Origin of the sequence: Clavibacter sp. VKM Ac-2873, from assembly GCF_015351075.1 — a bacterium.
In the GTDB taxonomy this organism is placed as follows: Bacteria; Actinomycetota; Actinomycetes; order Actinomycetales; family Microbacteriaceae; genus Clavibacter.
On record NZ_JADKRS010000001.1, the window covers coordinates 1,055,804 to 1,075,421 of the forward strand.

12 protein-coding genes, 1 tRNA gene and 1 other RNA gene are annotated in these 19,618 nt (G+C 74.4%); 7 read left to right on the forward strand and 7 right to left on the reverse strand.

Annotated elements, in window-relative coordinates:
- Positions 1 to 115: 115 nt before the first annotated feature.
- From ITJ44_RS04880 to ffs, 4 genes are all read right to left on the reverse strand, one after another.
- Entirely contained in the window at positions 116 to 4,849 is a 4,734-nt protein-coding gene (locus ITJ44_RS04880; protein ID WP_228494492.1) for a choice-of-anchor G family protein, read from the reverse strand.
- Between the two features lie 287 nt (positions 4,850 to 5,136).
- Positions 5,137 to 6,327: an acetate kinase gene (locus tag ITJ44_RS04885; RefSeq protein ID WP_194633601.1), complete on the reverse strand. Its 1,191-nt coding sequence runs from the start codon at positions 6,325 to 6,327 to the stop codon at positions 5,137 to 5,139.
- Positions 6,328 to 6,383: 56 nt separating this feature from the next.
- Positions 6,384 to 8,501 (reverse strand): phosphate acetyltransferase, encoded by a 2,118-nt coding sequence (pta, locus tag ITJ44_RS04890; protein ID WP_194633602.1) that lies wholly within the window; start codon positions 8,499 to 8,501, stop codon positions 6,384 to 6,386.
- A 50-nt stretch (positions 8,502 to 8,551) separates the two neighbouring features.
- Positions 8,552 to 8,648, reverse strand: an RNA gene (gene ffs / locus ITJ44_RS04895) — signal recognition particle sRNA small type.
- 85 nt (positions 8,649 to 8,733) lie between these two features.
- Between ffs and ITJ44_RS04900 the strand changes: the two genes are divergently transcribed.
- The 5 genes from ITJ44_RS04900 (at position 8,734) to ITJ44_RS04920 (ending at position 14,491) form a co-directional block, all read left to right on the forward strand.
- Positions 8,734 to 9,387, forward strand: coding sequence for an SDR family oxidoreductase (locus ITJ44_RS04900; RefSeq protein WP_194633603.1), 654 nt, complete (start codon positions 8,734 to 8,736; stop codon positions 9,385 to 9,387).
- A gap of 400 nt (positions 9,388 to 9,787) precedes the next feature.
- Positions 9,788 to 12,574: a LuxR C-terminal-related transcriptional regulator gene (locus tag ITJ44_RS04905; protein WP_194633604.1), complete on the forward strand. Its 2,787-nt coding sequence runs from the start codon at positions 9,788 to 9,790 to the stop codon at positions 12,572 to 12,574.
- A gap of 48 nt (positions 12,575 to 12,622) precedes the next feature.
- Positions 12,623 to 12,710 (forward strand) — tRNA-Ser (locus ITJ44_RS04910).
- A 252-nt stretch (positions 12,711 to 12,962) separates the two neighbouring features.
- On the forward strand, positions 12,963 to 13,613 hold the full coding sequence (locus tag ITJ44_RS04915; protein WP_194633605.1) for a hypothetical protein: 651 nt from the start codon (positions 12,963 to 12,965) through the stop codon (positions 13,611 to 13,613).
- Positions 13,610 to 14,491 (forward strand): aminoglycoside phosphotransferase family protein, encoded by an 882-nt coding sequence (locus tag ITJ44_RS04920; protein ID WP_194633606.1) that lies wholly within the window; start codon positions 13,610 to 13,612, stop codon positions 14,489 to 14,491. The genes ITJ44_RS04915 and ITJ44_RS04920 overlap by 4 nt, the downstream gene beginning before the upstream one ends.
- Here the strand turns inward: ITJ44_RS04920 and ITJ44_RS04925 are convergent.
- From ITJ44_RS04925 to ITJ44_RS04935, 3 genes are all read right to left on the reverse strand, one after another.
- Complete coding sequence (locus ITJ44_RS04925) at positions 14,488 to 15,567, reverse strand: heparan-alpha-glucosaminide N-acetyltransferase domain-containing protein (RefSeq protein WP_194633607.1); 1,080 nt, start codon at positions 15,565 to 15,567, stop codon at positions 14,488 to 14,490. The two genes, ITJ44_RS04920 and ITJ44_RS04925, sit on opposite strands and share 4 nt — an antisense overlap.
- A 39-nt stretch (positions 15,568 to 15,606) precedes the next feature.
- Positions 15,607 to 16,842: a multidrug effflux MFS transporter gene (locus ITJ44_RS04930; protein WP_194633608.1), complete on the reverse strand. Its 1,236-nt coding sequence runs from the start codon at positions 16,840 to 16,842 to the stop codon at positions 15,607 to 15,609.
- A gap of 170 nt (positions 16,843 to 17,012) precedes the next feature.
- Positions 17,013 to 18,068: an aminotransferase class V-fold PLP-dependent enzyme gene (locus tag ITJ44_RS04935; protein WP_194633609.1), complete on the reverse strand. Its 1,056-nt coding sequence runs from the start codon at positions 18,066 to 18,068 to the stop codon at positions 17,013 to 17,015.
- An 81-nt stretch (positions 18,069 to 18,149) separates the two neighbouring features.
- Between ITJ44_RS04935 and ITJ44_RS04940 the strand changes: the two genes are divergently transcribed.
- Entirely contained in the window at positions 18,150 to 19,106 is a 957-nt protein-coding gene (locus tag ITJ44_RS04940) for a LysR family transcriptional regulator (protein ID WP_194633610.1), read from the forward strand.
- Between the two features lie 106 nt (positions 19,107 to 19,212).
- Positions 19,213 to 19,548, forward strand: coding sequence for a hypothetical protein (locus ITJ44_RS04945; protein ID WP_194633611.1), 336 nt, complete (start codon positions 19,213 to 19,215; stop codon positions 19,546 to 19,548).
- Positions 19,549 to 19,618: the final 70 nt, after the last annotated feature.

Genomic DNA, 19,618 nt, shown 5'->3' on the forward strand with positions numbered 1-19,618 from the left:
TCGTGGTGCGGGTCGTGCGTGGCGTGCGGGTCGTGCGGAGGGCCCGGGAGCGGATCCGGCGGGCGGCCCGGCTCTCGCCGGACCGCCCGCCCTCCTCGCATTCAGCTCGAGCGGATCACGCCCGTCGGCTGCGGCCTCGGTGCAGGGCACCGGCGCCGGTCAGCATCATCAGGAGCGCGATGCCGCCGAGCAGCAGCATCCCGTCGCCGTCGCCGCCGGTGACCGGGAGGATCCCGCCGCCGAAGCCGCCGCCGTAGCCGCCGCCGTTGATCGGCGTGCCGGGCTGGCCCGCCGGGACGGTGGATCCCACCACGCGGAACCGCGTGATCATCTCCTCCGCCATGCCCGAGTCGACCCCGACGACCTCGACCCGGTGGTCCCCGAGCTCGAAGTCCGGGCCGATCTCGAACATGAAGGTCGCACGTCCAGCGGCATCCGCGATCATCGGCGCCAGCGGCTTCGGCGTGGAGAACACCGTCGCGTTGAGCGTCTCACCGGCACGGAAGCCGGAGGCGTCGACCATCTGCATCGACCCGCTCCCGCGCACGATCTCCGTGAAGCGGACGACAGCCCGGGTGGGGCCATCGACGCCGTCGGTGGATCCGTCGGTCGCGTCGGCGGCGTCGGTGCCGGCGGCGTCGGTCGCGTCGGCGCCAGCGGCGTCCGTCGCGTCGGCGCCAGCGGCATCGGTCGCATCCGTGCCGGCGGCATCAGCCACGTCCGTACCAGCGGCGTCCGTCGCGTCCGTGCCAGCGGCGTCGGCGACGTCCGTGCCGGCAGCGTCGGTCGCGTCCGTGCCGGCGGCATCAGCCACGTCGGCGCCAGCGGCGTCCGTGGCGTCCGTGCCAGCAGCGTCGGTCGCGTCCGTGCCGGCGGCATCAGCCACGTCGGCGCCAGCGGCGTCCGTGGCGTCCGTGCCAGCAGCGTCGGTCGCATCCGTACCAGCAGCGTCCGTGGCGTCCGTGCCAGCAGCGTCGGTCGCATCCGTACCAGCAGCATCCGTCGCATCCGTGCCAGCAGCATCAGCCACGTCGGCGCCAGCAGCATCCGTCGCATCCGTGCCAGCAGCATCAGCCACGTCGGCACCAGCAGCGTCCGTCGCGTCCGTGCCAGCGGCATCAGTCGCATCCGTACCAGCAGCATCAGTCGCATCCGTGCCGGCGGCATCCGTACCAGCAGCATCGGTCGCATCCGTACCAGCAGCATCGGTCGCATCCGTGCCAGCGGCATCCGTCGCGTCCGTGCCAGCGGCGTCGGTCGCGTCCGTACCAGCGGCATCGGCCACGTCCGTGCCAGCAGCATCCGTCGCGTCCGTACCAGCGGCATCGGCCACGTCCGCACCCGCGGCATCCGTCGCATCCGTGCCAGCGGCATCGGTGCCGTCAGTACCGGCAGCGGCGTCCGTCGCGTCCGTCCCAGCAGCATCCGTGCCCGCGGCGTCGGTCGCGTCCGTGCCCGCGGCATCCGTCACGTCCGTGCCCGCTGCGTCCACGGACCCGTCCGCGTCGACCCCGGCGGCGTCCGTTCCGCCATCCGCGTCCACGCCGCCGTCCAGGTCGGCGCCGTCACCGTCCACGTCGACCGCAGCGGCCTGGTCGGAGTCGGTGCCCTCCTCGCCGTCCACGCCGACGTCGAACTCGACCGTCGCGTCGCCGGCAGGAGCCCCGCCGATGGTCTGCGTCGCGATGGCCTCGTAGGTGCCGCGCTCCAGGCCGAAGAACGTCACCGAGTAGTTCCCGTCCGCGTCCACCTCGGTGGTGATCGGGTCGAGCCCCACGATGGAGACCGTCACCGTCCCCAGGGGGTCGGCCGTGCCCGAGATCGGCACGTCCCGGGTGGTCGCCCCGCCCGTGAGCGGGAAGGTCTGGAAGTCGAACGGCGACTCGATGACCACCGGCACGCCGATCGTGAAGGTCACAGTGTCGGTGCCGACGGCGACGCCGTCGATCGTCTGGGTGACGGTGCCCGTGTAGGTGCCCGAGGGCAGGGCGGGGGTCGCCAGCGTGAAGTCGCCGTCGTCGTCCACGTCCACGGGATCCGTCGTCACGTCGCCGACCGTCAGGGTGACGGTCGCCGCGGGGTCGGCCGTGCCCGTCACCGGGACGGTGACGGTGGTGTCCCCGTCCGGCAGCGGGAAGAAGTCGCCGTCACCCGGCGTCACGATGACGACCTGGTCGACGCCCGCGATGGAGACGGTGAAGTCGGCCGAGTCCGAGCCCGCGGCGACGCCGCCGATGCTCTGCACCACGGTGACGGTGTAGCCCTCGGCCGTGAGACCCGGGAACGTCGCCTCGAAGCGGCCGTCGTCACCGACCACCTGCGTGATCGGGGTCTGCCCCGTCACCGCGATGAGCACGGTGCCGCGCGGGTCCGCGCTGCCGTCCACCGTCACGTCCACCTCGTTGCCGCCGGCCGGGACCAGGAAGTCCTGCCCGTCGGTCGGGGCGTCGATGACCACGGCGACGGCGGGTGCGACGACCGAGAATGTCACCGTGTCCGTCCCCGCGGGGACGCCGCCGATGGTCTGGGTCGCGGTCGCCGTGTAGGTGCCGACCGGGAGGTCGGCGAACGCCACGTCGAAGGTCCCGTCGTCGCCGACGAGCTCGGTCTGCGGGTCCTGGCCGGGGATCGTCACCGTGACGCTCGCCCGCGGGTCGGCCGCACCCGTCACCGGGACGTCCGCCGTCGGCACGGTGCCGGCGCTGAGGATCTGGTCGTCGTCACCCGGCGACGTGATGGTCACCGCGGCGGCGGGGGCGCCGACCGTGAAGGTCACCGTCTCCGTCCCGCGGGCCACGCCGTCGATCGACTGGGTGGCCGTGGCCGTGTAGGTCCCGACCGGGAGGTCGGCGAACGCCACGTCGTAGAGGCCGTCCGCTCCGACCAGCTCGGTCTGCGCGGTCTGGCCGGGGATGGTCACGGTCACCGAGGCACGGACGTCCGCCGCGCCCTCCACGGGCACGTCGACCGTCGGGTCCGTCGCGGTGGTCAGGAAGAGCTGGTTCGCGGTGGGCGTCGTGATCGTGATGTCGGTGGCGGCCGCGGCGATGGTGAAGGTCACCGTCTCGGAGCCCGCGGCCTGGCCGCCGATCGTCTGCGTGACGGTCGCCGTGTAGGTGCCGGCCGGGAGGGCCGGCGGGGTGAGCGTGTACGCGTTGCCGGGGCCGACCTGCTGCGGTCCGACCGTCTGCCCGCCGACGGTCAGGGTGACCTCGGCGTCCGGGTCGGCGGTGCCGCTGACGGGGACGACGACGGTCGTCTCCCCGGCGGGCAGTTCGATCACCTGGTTCGGCGTCGGCGTCGCGATGGTCACGTCGTCGGCGACGGGAGCGGGCACGGCGCGCACGGTCGAGCGGGCCAGGTCGACGGTCGGCCCGTCTCCGAGGAGCGTGATGCGCAGCGCGGTCACCGAGGAGGATCCGGCGTCCACGCCGTCCGCGTCGACGAAGGAGTCGGGCGACTGCTCGTTGACCGTGAGGCCCACCACCTGGTCGACGACCGGGAAGGCGGGAGCCAGCGTGGTGATGACCCCCGTGCTGACGCCGGTCAGCGCGGTGCCGATGGCCGGCAGCAGCGAGGTGGTGGCGTTGGAGCCGAGGAGCGCGGTGACGAGTTCGTCGAACAGCGGCGCGAGCAGCGTGAGATCCACCGTCGCGTTGAGCGGCGGGAGCAGCGCGGTGCGCGCGAGGCTGATGGTGGGCGCCGTGCCCGTCGTGCCGCCGAGCAGGCGGTCGAGCGACAGGTTGACGTCCACGCCGAGCGTTCCCGCGTTCGCGTTGAGGACGCCCGTCGTGAGCGGGGCGGTGACCGCCACGTTCACCGTGGTGGAGGCGCGCAGGGCGCTCGCCAGGCGGTTCGGCAGCACGTCCGAGAAGATGTTCGTGATGGCCGAGTCCACGGCGCCCGCCAGGAGCGCCGAGCTCAGCACCGAGGTGCCGGGCGCGCGGTCGTTGAGGGCCTCGATCCGGTCGAGGTCCACCGTGATGGTGCCGGCGGACACGTCGATCGAGACCGTCCCGTCCGCGTTGGTGAGGGGCTGGGCGAGCGCGGCCTGCACGACGGCGACCGTGTTCACGTTCGCCGTGGCGGTCACGGTGGGGGTCCCGACCCGGAGGGTCGAGGTCAGCACGTTCTCCCCGAGGATGCCCTGGAGGAGCGGGCCCGTGGCGGCCGAGACGTCCACCGAGCCGGCGATGCCGGGCGCGATGCCGTTCACCGCGGTGGCGAGACGCGCGGCGATCTCCGTCACGAGCGGGCTCGTGAGCACGGCCTCGGCCGACGCGATGTCGTAGTCCGAGGTCGGCGTCCCCGTCCCCGTCGACGTGACGGTGGAGGAGATGGCGCCGAAGCGCAGCGAGAGGTCGGAGAGGGCGTCCTGCGCGCCGACCCAGGCGATGGTCGAGCCGAGGTCGATGACCGTCTGCTGTCCGCCGCCCTGGCCCGCCGTGATGGCGCCGCTGTCCGAGACGGCTCCGGCCGCGCCCGTGGCGCCGGCAGGTCCCGCGGACGCGTACTGCTGCAACGCGCCGGCCGCGGCCGCCTGGTCGAGGTCGAGGAGGGATCCGAGCGTGACGCCGGCGGAGAGCTGCGCGTCCGCGAGCCCGTTCAGGACGTCCACGTCCAATGGCGCGTTCTCCACCTGCGCGGCGGTGTCGCCGGGTCCGTAGGAGGTGTACGCGCCATCGAGGGCGACCACCTGCGGGACATTCGTCAGGGTCAGGAAGCGGCCTTCGGCCTCCGCCGTGTCCCCCGCTGCGGCGTTCGCGGGCGCGGTGCCCCCGAACGCGACGATCGCCGCGGCGAGCCCGAAGGCCGTCGCGGTCGCCAGCCGGCTTCTGCGGCTGGGCATGTGTAGAGCCATGTGCGTTCCCCTCGATTGCATGGCCGGCTGCGCTCGTGGGCACAGCCGTGCGTCACCGCGGGGCGGCCCCCACCACTCCCACGGTCGTCTGAGGCTCGCATCCGGTCGCGGGGCCGACAACACTGCGGGGCACTGGTCTGCGCGGTCGGGGCCACGCGCTCAGATCAGTAGGCGTCCCAGTGGCGCTACTGATCCGGGCGGCGGGCAGCACGACGCGAGGCCCGCGATCCGGTCGGATCGCGGGCCTCGGGGGCGTGCGCGGAGGGGGCGGGCGGTCAGCCCGCGGTGGCCGCGAGCGACTGCCGGGCGATCTCGAGCTCCTCGTCGGTGGGGATCACGAGCACGGCCACGGGCGACCCCTCGGGGCTCACGAAGCGCGGCTCGGAGCTGATCAGCTCGTTGCGGTCGTCGTCGATCCCGATCCCCATGAACTCGAGCCCCGCGAGCGACCGCCGGCGCACGAGCGGGTTGTTCTCGCCGACGCCCGCCGTGAACACGACCGCGTCGACCCCGCCGAGCTGGGCCGCGTACGCGCCGACGTAGTGGCGGATCCGATGCCGGTAGACCCCCAGCGCGGTCTGCGCGGCCTCGTCGCCGTCGGCCGCGGCGCGCTGCACGTCGCGCATGTCGCCGAGCCCGGTGAGGCCGAGCAGCCCGCTCCCGCGGTTGAGCAGCGTCTCGAGGTCGTCGAGGCCGAGGTCGGTGTGGCGGGCGAGGTGGAAGAGGATCGCCGGGTCGATGTCGCCGGAGCGCGTCCCCATGACGAGCCCCTCGAGCGGCGTGAGGCCCATGGACGTGTCGATGGAGCGCCCGCCCTGCACCGCCGCGGCGGACGCGCCGTTGCCGAGGTGCAGCACGATGATCCGCGTCTCCTCCAGCGGCTTCCCGAGCAGGCGCGCGGCGGCCTCCGAGACGAACTTGTGGCTCGTGCCGTGGAAGCCGTAGCGGCGGATGCGGTGCGCGGCCGCGAGCTCCCGGTCGATCGCGTACGTGTAGGCCTCGGCCGGCAGCGTCTGGTGGAACGCGGTGTCGAAGACGGCCACGTGCGGCACGTCGGGGAAGGCCGCCTGCGCGGCCTCGATGCCCTGCAGCGCGCCCGGGTTGTGCAGCGGCGCGAGCGCGGAGAGGTCGTCGATGTCGGCCTTCACCCGGTCGGTGACGACGGTGGGCTCGACGAACACGTCCCCGCCGTGCACGACGCGATGGCCGACCGCCACGGGCGGCCCCTCCTCGAGCGACGGGCCGTGCTCCGCGAACGCGTCGAGCATCGCCTGGAAGCCCGCGGTGTGGTCGGCGATGGGCAGCTCGCGCTCCCACGAGTCGCCGCCGGCCCTGTGCCGGGTGGATCCGCTCGCCTCGCCGATGCGCTCCACGAGGCCGGACGCGAGCACGGACTCCGTGCCCATCTCGATGAGCTGGTACTTGAAGGACGACGATCCGGAGTTGACGACGAGGACGACGGGCACGGGCGGGCTCCTGACGGGGGACGCGGATGGGGAAGGACGACGGGACGGACGGGCGGCTAGCCCGCCTCGATCCCCTCGGCCTGGATGGCGGTGATGGCGACGGTGTTGACGATGTCCTGCACGAGCGCGCCGCGCGAGAGGTCGTTGATGGGCTTCCGGAGCCCCTGCAGCACGGGCCCGATGGCGACCGCGCCGGCCGAGCGCTGCACGGCCTTGTAGGTGTTGTTGCCCGTGTTGAGGTCCGGGAAGATGAACACCGTCGCACGGCCGGCGACCTGCGAGTCGGGCATCTTCGTGGCCGCGACCGCCGCGTCCGCCGCCGCGTCGTACTGGATGGGGCCCTCGACCGCGAGGTCGGGGCGCAGCTCCCGCACGCGCGCCGTGGCCTGGCGCACCTTCTCCACGTCGGCGCCGGCGCCGGACTCCCCCGTCGAGTAGGAGAGCATCGCGATGCGCGGCTCGATGCCGAACTGGGCGGCGGTCTCGGCCGACGAGATGGCGATGTCGGCGAGCTGGTCGGCCGTGGGATCCGGGTTCACGGCGCAGTCGCCGTAGACGAGCACGCGGTCGGCGAGCGCCATGAGGAACACGGACGAGACGACGGAGACGCCCTCGGTGGTCTTGATGATCTCGAAGCCCGGCCGGATGGTGTGCGCCGTCGTGTGCGCGGCGCCGGAGACCATGCCGTCGGCGAGCCCGAGCTGCACCATCATCGTGCCGAAGTAGGAGACGTCGGTGACGGTCTCGCGCGCGATGTCGAGCACCATGCCCTTGTGCGCCCGGAGCTTGACGTACTCCTCGGCGAAGCGCTCGCGGAGCACGGCGTCGAAGGGGCTGAGCACGGTGGCGCGGCCGATGTCGATGCCGAGGCCGATGGCGCGCGAGCGCACCTCGATCTCCTCGCCGAGGATCGTGACGTCGGCGATGCCGCGGCTGAGGATCGTGCCGGCGGCGCGGAGCACGCGGTCGTCGGTGCCCTCGGGGAGGACGATGCGCTTGCCCGCCGTGCGCGCCCGCTCGATGAGGCCGTACTCGAACATGAGCGGCGTGACCACGTCGGAGCGGCTGACGTCGAGGAGCTCCAGCAGCCGGGACGTGTCGACGTGCTGCTCGAACGCGGCGAGCGCCGTGTCCATCTTGCGCCCGGACTCGGGCGAGAGCCGGCCGCGGGTCTGCGTGATGCGCTTCGCGGTCTCGTAGGTGCCGAGCTCGGTGGAGATGATCGGCAGGGTCTCGTCGAGCCCGGCGATGAGCGTCTCGATGGTGGGCGACAGCGCGAAGCCGCCGTTGAGCACGATGCCCGCGACCGTGGGGAAGGTCTCGGAGGCGTGGGCCGTGAGCACGGCGAGGAGGACCTCGCTGCGGTCGCCGGGGATCACGACGATGGCGCCCTCGGTGAGGCGGGCGAGCACGTTCTCCATCGACATGGCGGAGACGACCACGCCGAGCGCCTCGCGGCGGAGGAGCGCGGCGTCGCCCTTCATGAGCGTGCCGTCGACCGCGTCGAGGAGCTCCGCGACCGTGGGGGCGACGAGGAACGCGTCCTCCGGGATCGCCCAGACGGGCACGTGCGGCGCCCTGGCCTGGAGGGAGGCGGGGACGGCGGCGGGGATCGCGGCCGTGATGGCGTCCAGCTGGGCGGGATCCGCGCGGTTCACGACCACTCCGAGGAGGCCCGCGTGGGCGGTGACCAGCTCGGGGATGGCGAGGTCGGCGATCTGGCGCATCTCGTCCGGGCTGCGGCCGCCGGTGTCGTCCGTGCGGCGGCCCGTGAGCACGAGGAGCACGGGCGCGCCGAGGTTCGCCGCGATGCGCGCGTTGAAGGACAGCTCGGTGGGGCTGCCCACGTCGGTGTAGTCGCTGCCGACGATGACGACCGCGTCGCACTTCGCCTCGACGGCCTTGTACCGCTCGACGATGCGCGAGAGCGCGGCCTCGGGGTCCGCGTGCACGTCGTCGTAGGTCACGCCCACGCACTCGTCGTAGTCGAGGTCCACGCCGTCGTGCGAGAGCAGCGCCTCGAGCACGTAGTCGCGCTCCACGATGGAGCGCGCGATCGGCCGGAACACGCCCACGCGCTGGATCTGGTGGGTGAGGGTGTCGAGGACTCCCAGCGCGACCGTCGACTTGCCCGAGTGCCCTTCGGCGGACGTGATGTAGATGCTCCGAGCCATGACGGCCAGCCTATGGGCGTCGCCTGCACGGAGACCTGCGGGTGTTAAAAGGAGAAGACCCCTCGCGCACCTGCCAGAGCCCGGCTGCCCTTGCTGCGTCTCCGCCCTGGGGGAGTTCACCTGGATGGCACCACGCGAGGAGCCGACACCGAGTGTACCCGACGCGGGAGGCCGGTCGGGCGGGCGCCGGCGCCCAGGAGCCGGTCACCGCGCCGGGCGTAGCGTGGACGTCATGCGCATCATCATCGCCGGAGGACACGGCCAGATCGCCCGACTGCTCGAACGACGCCTCGCCGATGCGGGCCACCAGCCCGTCGGCATCGTCCGCAACCCGGACCACGCGTCCGACCTCGCCGACGCGGGCGCCGAGGCGCTCGTGCTCGACCTCGAGAAGAGCGACGTCGGCCAGGTCGCCGATGCCCTCCGCGGCGCCGACGCCGTGGTCTTCGCGGCCGGCGGCGGGCCGGACTCCGGTCCCGAGCGCAAGCTCACCATCGACCGCGACGGCGCGATCCTGCTGGCCGACGCCGCCGAGCAGGCGGGCGTCACGCGCTACGTCATGATCTCGGCCATGGCCGTCGACGGCTTCGACCCGGACAGCGACGACACCTACGAGATCTACCAGCGCGCGAAGTCCGAGGCGGACGCCGACCTCCGGGCCCGCGACATCGACTGGACCATCGTCCGCCCCGGCGGCCTCACGGACGACGCCGGAACCGGCCGGATCCAGGTGGGCACGTCCACGGGCCGCGGCACCATCCCGCGCGCCGACGTCGCGGAGATCGTCGCGACCGCGCTCATCGACGGCACGGGCGTCCGCGTCCAGTTCGAGGCGATCTCGGGCGAGGAGCCCGTCGCCGAGGCCATCGCGGGGCTGCGCTACTAGCGGCGCCGCACGACGCGCGACCCACGCGCATCCGGATGACGGCCCCCTCCTCCCCGGAGGGGGCCGTCATCCGCTTCCGGGGCTGCTGGGGCACCCGGGTCGTGCCGCGCGCGACGCCGCGGGTCGACGGCACCCGAAGCCGTCGTCCTCCCGCTGATCGCGCGCATGGTGCGCCGGAGCGCACCGTCCGGAGCATCCCCATGCCCGGACATGGATCACACGCTAGGAGCGTCGGATCGTGTCCCCCACAGTGCCGACTACTTATTTCCATGGCGCATCCGATCAGTAAACGTCGGTTCGCCTGGCTGGGACCCCGCATTCCGCGCAAGATGGGTCCACAAGGACCGCGCAGCCTCGGGGGATGCGGCGCGGACCACCGCTTTGACGCGACGGGGGTCACATGAAGCAGATGACGCACACCTACATCCGGTCGAGCCGCCGCATCGAGAGCCCGCCTCCCGGCCGCGGCGGCCGGGCCCGGGATCTCGAGACGCTCGAGCGCTGGCTCTCCGCGGGCACGAGCGTCGTGGTCACCGGCAGCGTCGGCTCGGGGCGCAGCCACGTGGCCGGCCGCGTGGCGGACGCGCTCACGCGCAGCGGGCTCACCGTGATCCGCGCCCACGCCTCCACCCCGGACCTCGCGGACGTCCTCCGCCGGGTCGTCGACCAGGTCCCCGGGATCCGCGTGGCGCGCCCGCTCCCCGCGGCGCGACCCGTGGTGGTGATCGACGACGGGCACCTCATGGCGCCCGAGCTGCGCGCCGCCCTCGCCGACGCCCGCGCGAGCGAGCGCTGCACGCTGCTCGTGACGGTGGACGACACCGGCGGCGATCCCCGCCAGCTCCGCGCGCGTGACCTCGAGACCGGTGGCGACCAGGCCATGCGCACGGCGCAGGCGGCCCACGAGATCCTCGGCCTCTGGCGGAACGGCTACGCCGAGCGGCTCGACCTCTCCCCGCTCGACCCGGCCGAGGTCGACGCGATGATCGACACGATCGCGGGCCAGGTGGCGCTCGACCAGGCGACGCGGGTGCAGATCCAGCGCCGCAGCGGCGGCCGCCCGTTCCTCGTCCGCGAGCTGACCTTCGAGGCGCTCGAGTCGGACGGCACGGAGCGCACCGTCACGGGCTACGCCTTCCCCAGCCCGCACGCGCCCAGGGCCCGGATCCTCGACCTCGTCTCCTCGCGCGTCTCGATGCTCGACGACGACGAGCGGAGCACGCTCGTGCTCCTCGCCCGCCTCGACGGCGTCCCCTACCAGCGCGCCGCCCGCCTCTTCGGCGAGACCATCCTGCGGGTGCTCGGGGCACGCGGCCTGGCGCGCGTGCAGGGCCTCGGCGACCGGATCCTCCGCGCCGACCTGCTGGAGGCCGAGGCCGCGCTCGCCCGCACCGACCCGGACGCCGTGGAGGCCCTCACCCGACGCGTCGTCGGCATGCTGCTCCAGGAGGCCGCCCACGGCGTGCCGCTCAGCCCGAAGGAGAGCCTGCTGATCGCGCGCACGCTCACCGACGACGGCCGCCGCGACGCCGTCCAGCGCTTCGGCGCCGGCACCCTCGCGGCCGTGCACCTGGTCGCCTCGCGGCTGGCCAACGACGTCGGCATGACCCACGACGCGCTCGCCTTCGCGGAGATCGCCGGGCAGGGCGGCTCGGACGCCTACGCGGCGTGCGAGACCGGTCGCGCGCTGACCGTGCTCGGCAACCCGGCGCGGGCGATGGAGCTGCTCGACGCGCTCGACGCCACGGCCCTCACGCCGTCCGAGCGCGTCGAGGCGCTGCACTGGCGCGTGCTGTCGACGCACGCCGCCATGCCGGGCACCGACCGCGTCCACCGGATGCTCGACCAGGTCGCGCGCGGCGCCGACACCCATCCCGACGAGCGCGCCCAGGCCGCCGTCATCGGCGCGGCGATGTCGCTCGGGCTGATGGAGTGGGAGGCCGCGCTCACCGCGGCACGCGACGCGGCGGCGCTCACGTCGAACACGCTCGTGCGCCTCCGCGCCCAGCGCGCGGTCGTCCTCGCGCTCGGCCACCTGGGTCGCGGCGCCGAGCTGGGCGAGGCCATCGACGAGGGCCTCGGGCTCGTGGCGCGCAGCTCCGACCGCCGCGGCACCTACGACGACATCCTCCTCGAGGAGGCGCGCCTCGAGCTCCTCTCGGCGAGCGCGTTCAGCCGCCGGCTCTGCCGCCTCGACCTCCCCGACCTCGAGCGGGAGCTGGACGCGTGGGTGGAGTCGGCCATCGCGCAGGACGCGCAGTGGTTCATCCCCGTCCTCGGCGCGATCACGGGCGGCGTCGCCCTCGACCTCGGTCGGCTCGACCGCGCGGAGGCCGAGCTGGCCCTCGCCGACGACCGCCTCATCGGCCCGGACATCGGCACCTGGCGGCTCTGGATCGGGATGCAGCGCGCCCGCGTGCTCGCCCTCCGCGGCCGCACCGAGGAGGCCGAGCGCATCGCGACGGAGATCGCGCACCGCGCCGACCCGCGCTACCCGTACCAGCGCATGCTCGCCGAGGGGGTGCGCGTGGAGATCCTCGCCTCCCGCGGGTGGCCGGAGGAGGCCGCCGCGCTCCTTCTCGACGCGGGCGACCTCAGCGGCGAGGCGCACGCGCTCCGCGCGGGCATGCTGTTCCGGGCGTGGACGCTCGGGTCGACGGACGCCCGCCTCGTCGAGGGCGCGCGCCTGGTGCGGGAGCGCACCGACGTCCCGGCGCTGCACGGCCTGGCCGAGGTGGTGGAGGGATCCCGCACGGCGGACCCGGCGCTCGTCGCGCAGGGCGTGCGCACGCTCGAGGAGTCCGGCCTGCACCAGCAGGCCCTCACCGCCTGCGAGGACCTCCTCCGCATGCTGGCGGGCGGCGAGCACGGGCACGCCCTCGCCGAGGCGCGGGCGACCCTCGCGCGCATCCAGGCCCGCATCGACCGCGGCGCCCCCGCGGCGGAGACGTCCACGGTCACGCCCGTCCTCGACGTGAGCATGCTGACCCGACGGGAGCTCGAGATCGGCGTGCTCGCGGCCCAGGGGTTGAGCAACCGCGAGATCGCCGGGCGCCTGTTCCTGTCGGTCCGGACGGTGGAGTCGCACCTCTACCAGGCGCGCGCCAAGCTCGGGGCGCCCTCACGTCGGGCGCTCGCGGGACTGCTCGACACCCCGGGTGCATCGAGCATCCTCCCGGGCAGGTAGTATCGACGGGTGCCGCCGCGCGTTCCAGACGCCAGCGGCACGCGTCATGGAGGATTCGCCTAGTGGCCTATGGCGCACGCTTGGAAAGCGTGTTGGGTGAAAGCCCTCAGGGGTTCGAATCCCCTATCCTCCGCCAGACCGCACGAGAGCCCCGACGGACCCCGGTCCGGCGGGGCTCTCGCCGCATCCGGGTCCCGTCGGCGGCCGCGCAGCTGTACCCCGGCCGGCTCCGCGTGTCCCCCATAGAGCCCCTGCCCACCGGGGCGGCTCCCACCTAGGCTGGACCGGTCGTCCCGCCCGCATCCGCGGGTCCCGCCGCCCGAGACGCGCGGCGCGCGCCGGACGACGGCGGACACGAGGACGGCCTCGGACGACGACCGGAGGCGACGTGCACCACGACGGCGACGTGCGCACCGACGGGACCACCACGCTCCTGCGTCCCCGGGCGGCCCTCCTGCAGCAGCTCGCCCTCGCCACGCTCGCGCTCGTCGTGCCCCTGGGCGCGGCTCTCCTCGTGCTCGCCGTCCCCACCGGGAACGCGGCGGCCGTGCTCCTCGGCGTCGCCGTGGTCGTGCTGCTCGGCGGCCTGCTCGCCGGCCTCTACGTCACCTCGTACGTGCGGATCTCGCACGCCACGGGCGACGTCGAGACCCGCTTCCTCGGGCGCCGCACGCTCGTCCGCGGCAGCACGGTGCACGACCTCCTCGTGGTGCACGTCTACCAGGGCCTCACGCTCGACACGCAGCCGCGCCTGTTCATCATGGACGTCGACGGACGGCTCCTCCTCCGGCTCAGCGGCCACGTGTACGACCTGGTGACCATGCGCTCGATGGCGGCCGACCTCGACCTGCCGCTGACGGAGCAGGCGAAGGTGCTCACGATGGCGGAGCTGCGCGGTGCCCGCCGCGGGATCCTGCCCTGGTACGAGCGGTCGCGGCTCGCGCTGGCCGGGGCGCTCGTCGTCCTCGGCGTGTGCGTGATCGGCGGCGTCGTCGCGATCATGGCGCTCACGGGCGTGCCCGTGTCGCTCCGGCTGTGACGGACACCGCCGCGGACGCGGCGCTCCGGCCGCTCCTCGAACGCTGGCGACTGGATCCGGACGGCCCGAGCGTGCGCACGGCGAGCAGCGCCATCGCCCCCGTCCGTCGGGACGGCGCGCGCCTGATGCTCAAGGTGCCGCTCGTGGAGGAGGAGCGGCGCGGCGGGCGCCTGATGGCCGCGTGGGCCGGCCGCGGCGCCGCGCCCGTGCTCGCGTCGGACGCCGACGGCACCGTGCTCATGGCGCGCGCGGACGACCCGGGGATCCTCGTGCGGGAGGCCTCGGCCGAGGGGCCGGACGCGGACGCGCGCGACGACCGGGCCACGCGGATCCTCGCCCGCGCCGCCGCCCGCCTGCACCGCGTCCCGCTGGACGCGCGGGCGGTCGCCGAGGCGGTGCCGCTCGCCGTCTGGTTCCGCGAGCTGGTCGCTCCCGAGCGACCGCTCCCCCGGTCGTTGGACCGCGGCGCGGGGATCGCCCGCGAGCTGCTCGCCGGCTCCGCGCCGACCGCGGTGCTGCACGGCGACGTCCACCACGGCAACGTCCTGCGCTTCGGCGACGGAGACGGCGACGACGACTGGCGCGCCATCGACCCGAAGGCCCTCGTCGGCGACACCGGCTTCGACACCGCGAACGTCCTCGCGAACCCGACCCCGGAGATCGCGCTCGGCCCGGGACGCCTGGAGCGTCGCGCGCGCGTGGTCGCCGAGGAGACGGGCGCCGACCTCGACCACGTGCTCGCCTGGGCCGAGGCGTGGTGCGCGCTGTCCGCGGCATGGGACGCGCACGACGTCCGGAGCCGGCCCCGGGTGGAGGCGCTCCTCCGGCTCGGGGCGTGCGCGCGCGTCGCCCGGAGCGGATCCGGCCAGCCCCTCTAGCCGGCGCCCTCCCGCACGCGCTCCCCGGATCCGCGCGGCGCGAGGTCCGACGCGCGCCCGGCGACCGCGCCGAGCGCCCGCTCGAACGGCCCGCGCCCGATGGTCCTCGTCCAGAGCAGGCAGAGCGCGACCGTCACGACGACGAACGCCACGTACGCGCCGTCGTCCGCGATGAGCTCCCCCTCCGGCGCGACGAGGTCGATGACCACGATGTGGACCGCGTACACGGTCAGCGCGAGCTGCCCCACCGCCTCGAACGGCACGAGCACGGCTGGGAGGAGCGCGGCGATGCGCAGGCACAGGCCGATCACCGCGATGGCGAACCCGCCGGATCCCACGACCTCGAACGGCGAGCCCTCGTGGGGCGTCGTCGACAGGATGAACTCCCAGCCGGGCGGCGGCGCGGGCAGGGCCGCCTCCACGAGCGCCGACCCGCCGTACGCCAGCACGGCGAGGCCGGCGCCCACCGTCGCGAGCAGCAGCTGCACGCGCGCCGAGCCGAGCGCGAGCCGCCCGATCCCGAGGCCCGCGATCGCGAACACCGCCCACGTGAGCGCCGGGTAGTGGCCGGTGACGACGAGCACGACGAACGGGTCGGGCCGCATGAGCGTGGCGTCGAAGTGGATGGCGAGGGCGGTCGTCGCGACGGGCAGCGCGACGGCGGCGACCGCGGCCAGCGCGAGCAGGCGGGACGCGCGCCAGCGCAGCAGCGGCAGCACGGCGACGAAGAGCACGGCGTAGACCTCGAGGATCACGGCCACGTAGGTCTGGAGCGACGCCAGCAGCCCGCCGAGCAGGAACAGGCACGCGGCGCGCACGAGGATCCGCAGCCGTGCGCGGGCGAGGTCGCTCCCGTCCACCGGCCGGTCGCGTCCCGACATCAGGGCGATGGAGAGCCCCGCGAGCGTCGCGAAGAGGATGGAGGACCGGCCGTCGGCGATCGCGAGCCACGACGCGGGCTCGTCGAGCTCGAGGGTGCGCGGCACCGCGACGTGCGCCGCCATCATCCCGAGGACCGCGAGCCCTCGGGCGGCGTCCACGCCCCGGAGGCGGGCCGGGTCGCGGGTGGGGCTCATGGCCTCACCCTACCCAGCGCCCGCGCGCGGTCGACGGCGTCAGTTCGTGAGCGCCGGCACCGTCCGCGGCTGCACGATGAGCCACATCGAGAGGATGGAGACGACCGCGCACGCGCCCATGACGGCCGCCATCGGCACGCCCGACGTGATGCCGATCACCCCGACGATGGGCGAGATCGCGCCCGCCAGCCCGAAGTTCACGGCGCCCAGCAGCGACGCCGCCGTGCCCGCCTCGTGCCCGTGGTTGACGAGCCCGAGCACCTGCACGCAGGGGAAGCCGAAGCCGCACGCGAGGATGAAGAAGAACAGCGGGATCAGCGTGCCGAGGAGCCCCGCGTCGGTGAAGGTGCCGAGCAGCACGATCGTCGCGGACGCCAGGAACTGCACGGTGACGACGCCCGCGAGGATCCACTGCGGCCCGATGACCTTCGTGAGCCGGGCCGCGACCTGGTTGCCGATCACGACCCCCAGCGAGTTGATCCCGAACAGGATCCCGAACTGCTGCGCGTCGAACCCGTACACGTCCTGGAACAGGAACGACGAGCTGGAGAGGTACGAGAAGAGCCCCGCGAACTGCATGCCGCCGATGAGGGCGACGCCGACGAACACGCGGTCGCCGAGCACCGAGCGGTAGCGGCGGAGCAGCGTGCCCTTCTCCTCGATGCGCACGCGGTCCTTGGGCAGCGTCTCGACGATGAAGAAGGTCACGGCGATCACGACGAGGATCGCGTAGGCGGTGAGCGCGTAGAACACGCCCCGCCAGTCGACGAAGCGCAGCAGCTGCGAGCCGATGACGGGCGCGAGGATCGGCGCGAGCCCGGTCACGAGGGCGAGGCGCGAGAGCATGCGCACCAGCGGACGGCCGCCGAAGAGGTCGCGCACCATGGCCATCGCGACGACCGCGCCGCCGGCCGCGCCGGCACCCTGGAGGATGCGGAAGACGAGCAGCGCCGTGACGTCCGGCGCGAGCGCGGCGCCGAGCGACGCGAGGATGTGCAGGCTCGTCGCGACGATGAGCGGCAGGCGCCGGCCCACCCGGTCGCTCCACGGGCCGACCACGAGCTGGCCGAGCGCGAACCCGACGGTCGTGCCCGTGAGGGTCAGCTGGACGGCCGCGTCCGAGACGCCGAACTGCTCCTTGATCACCGGGAAGGCGGGCAGGTAGAGGTCGATCGTGAAGGGCCCGAGGCCGACGAGGGCACCCAGCACGATGATGTAGACGATGCGCTCCCGGCGGGAGAGCGCGTCGCCGGGATGGAGGACGGCAGACGACACGGAGCGTTCCTTCGGGAGGGGGTGGCGCGGGCGCGGGGCGCCGGAGGACGTGGGGCGTGCCGGATCGACCGCCTCGATGTCCAACGGGTGCCCGCCCGGCTTATTCCCAGCCCACGGAATCGCTGCGGGTCGGGAGCCGCACCTCGTCCGCGCGTCCGCCCACCCGCGCGTCAGGGACGCAGCGCGCGGATCACGCGCTCCACGTCGTCCTCGTCGTTCCAGACGTGGAACGCGATGCGCGCACGGCCCGCGCGGCCCGAGGCGACGATCCCGGCCGCCCCGAGCGCGGAGAGGTCGGCGCCGTCCGCGTCCGGCCACGTGACGATCGCCTGCCCGCGCGGCTCGATGCCGAGGCCCGCGCTCACGAGGTCGCCGAGCTCGACGTTCCTGCGGTGCACGGCGTCGAGGTCGAGGCGCGCGAAGAGCGCGATCGCCGGAGCCGCGCCCACCCACGCGCCGAACGCGGGCGACACGTCGAACGCGCGCGCGTCCTCGGCGAGCGCCATCGCCGGTCCGTAGCAGGACGCCCACACGTCGGCGCCCGCGTACCAGTTCGCCTGGACGGGGACGAGGGTGCGCCGGTAGCGGTCCGACAGCGTGAGGAACGCCGCGCCGCGCGGGGCGCAGAGCCACTTGTACGCGTGGCAGGCGGTGGCGTCGAACAGGCTCGCGTCGATCGGCATGGCGCCGGCCGCCTGCGTGGTGTCGCAGAGCGTGAAGGCGTCGTGGATCCGCGCGGCCTCCCGGATGGCGGCGACGTCGGCGACCCGGCCGTCGGCGGACTGCACGAGCGAGAACGCGACCAGGTGCGTGCGCGGGCCGATCTCGGCCGCGAGCTCCTCGAGCGGCACGTGCCGCACGACGACGCCGCGCGCCTCCGCCACGACGAACGGGTACGTCAGGGAGCTGAAGTCGCCCGTCACGCACAGCACCTCGGCGCCCGCGGGGACGGCGGCGGCCAGCACGCTCACGAAGGAGGCGGTCTGCGAGCCCACGGCGACGGATCCGACCGGCACGCCCACGAGCGACGCGTACGACGCGCGCACGCCCTCGACGACGCCGCCGTAGCCGTGCGCGGTGGATCCCCCGGCCGACCAGGTCGTGAGGTCGGCGCGCAGCCGCTCGACCGTGGCGCGCGTCGGCAAGCCCATGGTGCACGCGGAGAGGTAGCCGGGCCCGGCCTCGAACAGGTCGCGGAGGTCGGCGGCGAGCGGCGGGGTCGACATGCGTCCAGCGTGGCGAGCGCGGATACATCGATCAAGACCCCGCCCGGCATGGATCCCATAAGCCCACGTTATGCTCCGCGCATGACCGACGCTCCCCCGACCGCGCGCGACCTCGACTCGGCCGCGCTCCAGGCGGTGCACGCCCTCGCCCTGCGCGGCTCGATCACCGCGGCCGCCGCGGCGCTCGGCGTCAGCCAGCCGGCCCTGTCGCAGACCCTCCGGCGCCTGGAGGCGCGCATCGGCGTGCCCGTCACCGCGCGCGCCGGCCGCGGGGTCGTCCTCACGGAGGCCGGCCGCGTCCTCGCCCGGCACGCCGAGACCGTGGTGCACGCCATCGACCGGGCCGCCGACGAGCTCGACGACCTGCGCGGCCTCCGCGCGGGCACCGTCCGCGTCGCGGCGTTCCCGTCCGCGTCGTCGACGGTCGTGCCGCGGCTCCTCGGCGGCCTCGCGGCGGCGCACCCGGGGCTCGGGTTCGGCTACCTCGAGGCCGAGCCGCCCGAGGCCGTCGCGGCGGTCCGCGCCCGCGAGGCCGACGTCGCCGTCACCTTCGCCTACCCGGACGACCCCGACGACCCGGCCGCGCGCTCCCTCGACGGCCTCGAGGCCCGGCCGCTCTGGCGCGAGACCCTCTGGGCCGTGCTGCCGGAGGCGCGCGCGCTGCGGCACCGCGGCCCGCTCGCGCTCCGCGACCTCGCCGACGACCGGTGGATCGCCGGCTGCGTCCGGTGCCGTCGCCACCTCGTCAGCGCGTGCGCGCGCAGCGGCTTCGCCCCGGCGACGTCCTTCGAGACGGACAACGCGGCCGCCGCCGTGGGCATGGTGCAGGCGGGGCTCGGGGTCGCGCTCCTGCCCTCGCTGGCCCTCGCGACCGCGCCCCTCCCCCGCGGCGTCGTCCGGCGGCGGATCTCCGGGGTCGGCGAGCGCGTGGTCCACGTCGTCACGGCGCCCGGCGGATCCTCGTCGCCCGCCGTGCACGCCGCCATCCAAGCGCTCGCGCGCCTCCGCGTGGGCGACTGGGAGCTCCGCCGGGCGTGAGCCCCGCGGCTCCCGTCCGCGGCGGATTGTCGGGGGTGCTCCGTAATGTCTGAGGGGTCTGCCTGCGGTGTCCGCCGCCGGCCCGGACGCGGAGGGAGGAGGACGCATGTCGGACGAGCACGCGGATGAGCTGCAGGACGAGGTCCAGGCCTCGGGCGGATCCACCGAGCGGCAGAACCGCCACCTGCAGCGCAGCCACTCCGAGCAGGCCAGGTACCTGTCCGCCTACTTCGGCTGGAGCCTGCACGGCGACCTCATCCGCTCCCACGGCAGGACGGTCGCCATGTTCGTGGAGGACCTGGCCGACACCATGCTCGCGCTGGGCTGGCTCGACGGCTCCGGCATCCTCTGGGAGGCGGTCCCGATCGACGCGGATCGGGCGGTCGCCCGGGTGCGCCGCCACCAGATCGAGCAGGGCTGGATGCCGCCCGGCACGGTGTGACGCCCGCCTCCGCGCGCGCTGTGCGTGCGACCCGCGGTCGCGCCGCCGCTCGATCTCGGGAGTAGCGTCC

What these genes read in the sequence shown, in the direction of transcription:
- ITJ44_RS04945 (WP_194633611.1), top strand. Translation starts at nt 19,213, where the DNA reads ATGTCGGACGAGCACGCGGATGAGCTGCAGGACGAGGTCCAGGCCTCG.
- ITJ44_RS04880 (WP_228494492.1), bottom strand. Translation starts at nt 4,849, where the DNA reads ATGCCCAGCCGCAGAAGCCGGCTGGCGACCGCGACGGCCTTCGGGCTC.
- ITJ44_RS04905 (WP_194633604.1), top strand. Translation starts at nt 9,788, where the DNA reads ATGAAGCAGATGACGCACACCTACATCCGGTCGAGCCGCCGCATCGAG.
- pta (WP_194633602.1), bottom strand. Translation starts at nt 8,501, where the DNA reads ATGGCTCGGAGCATCTACATCACGTCCGCCGAAGGGCACTCGGGCAAG.
- ITJ44_RS04900 (WP_194633603.1), top strand. Translation starts at nt 8,734, where the DNA reads ATGCGCATCATCATCGCCGGAGGACACGGCCAGATCGCCCGACTGCTC.
- ITJ44_RS04935 (WP_194633609.1), bottom strand. Translation starts at nt 18,068, where the DNA reads ATGTCGACCCCGCCGCTCGCCGCCGACCTCCGCGACCTGTTCGAGGCC.
- ITJ44_RS04925 (WP_194633607.1), bottom strand. Translation starts at nt 15,567, where the DNA reads ATGAGCCCCACCCGCGACCCGGCCCGCCTCCGGGGCGTGGACGCCGCC.
- ITJ44_RS04940 (WP_194633610.1), top strand. Translation starts at nt 18,150, where the DNA reads ATGACCGACGCTCCCCCGACCGCGCGCGACCTCGACTCGGCCGCGCTC.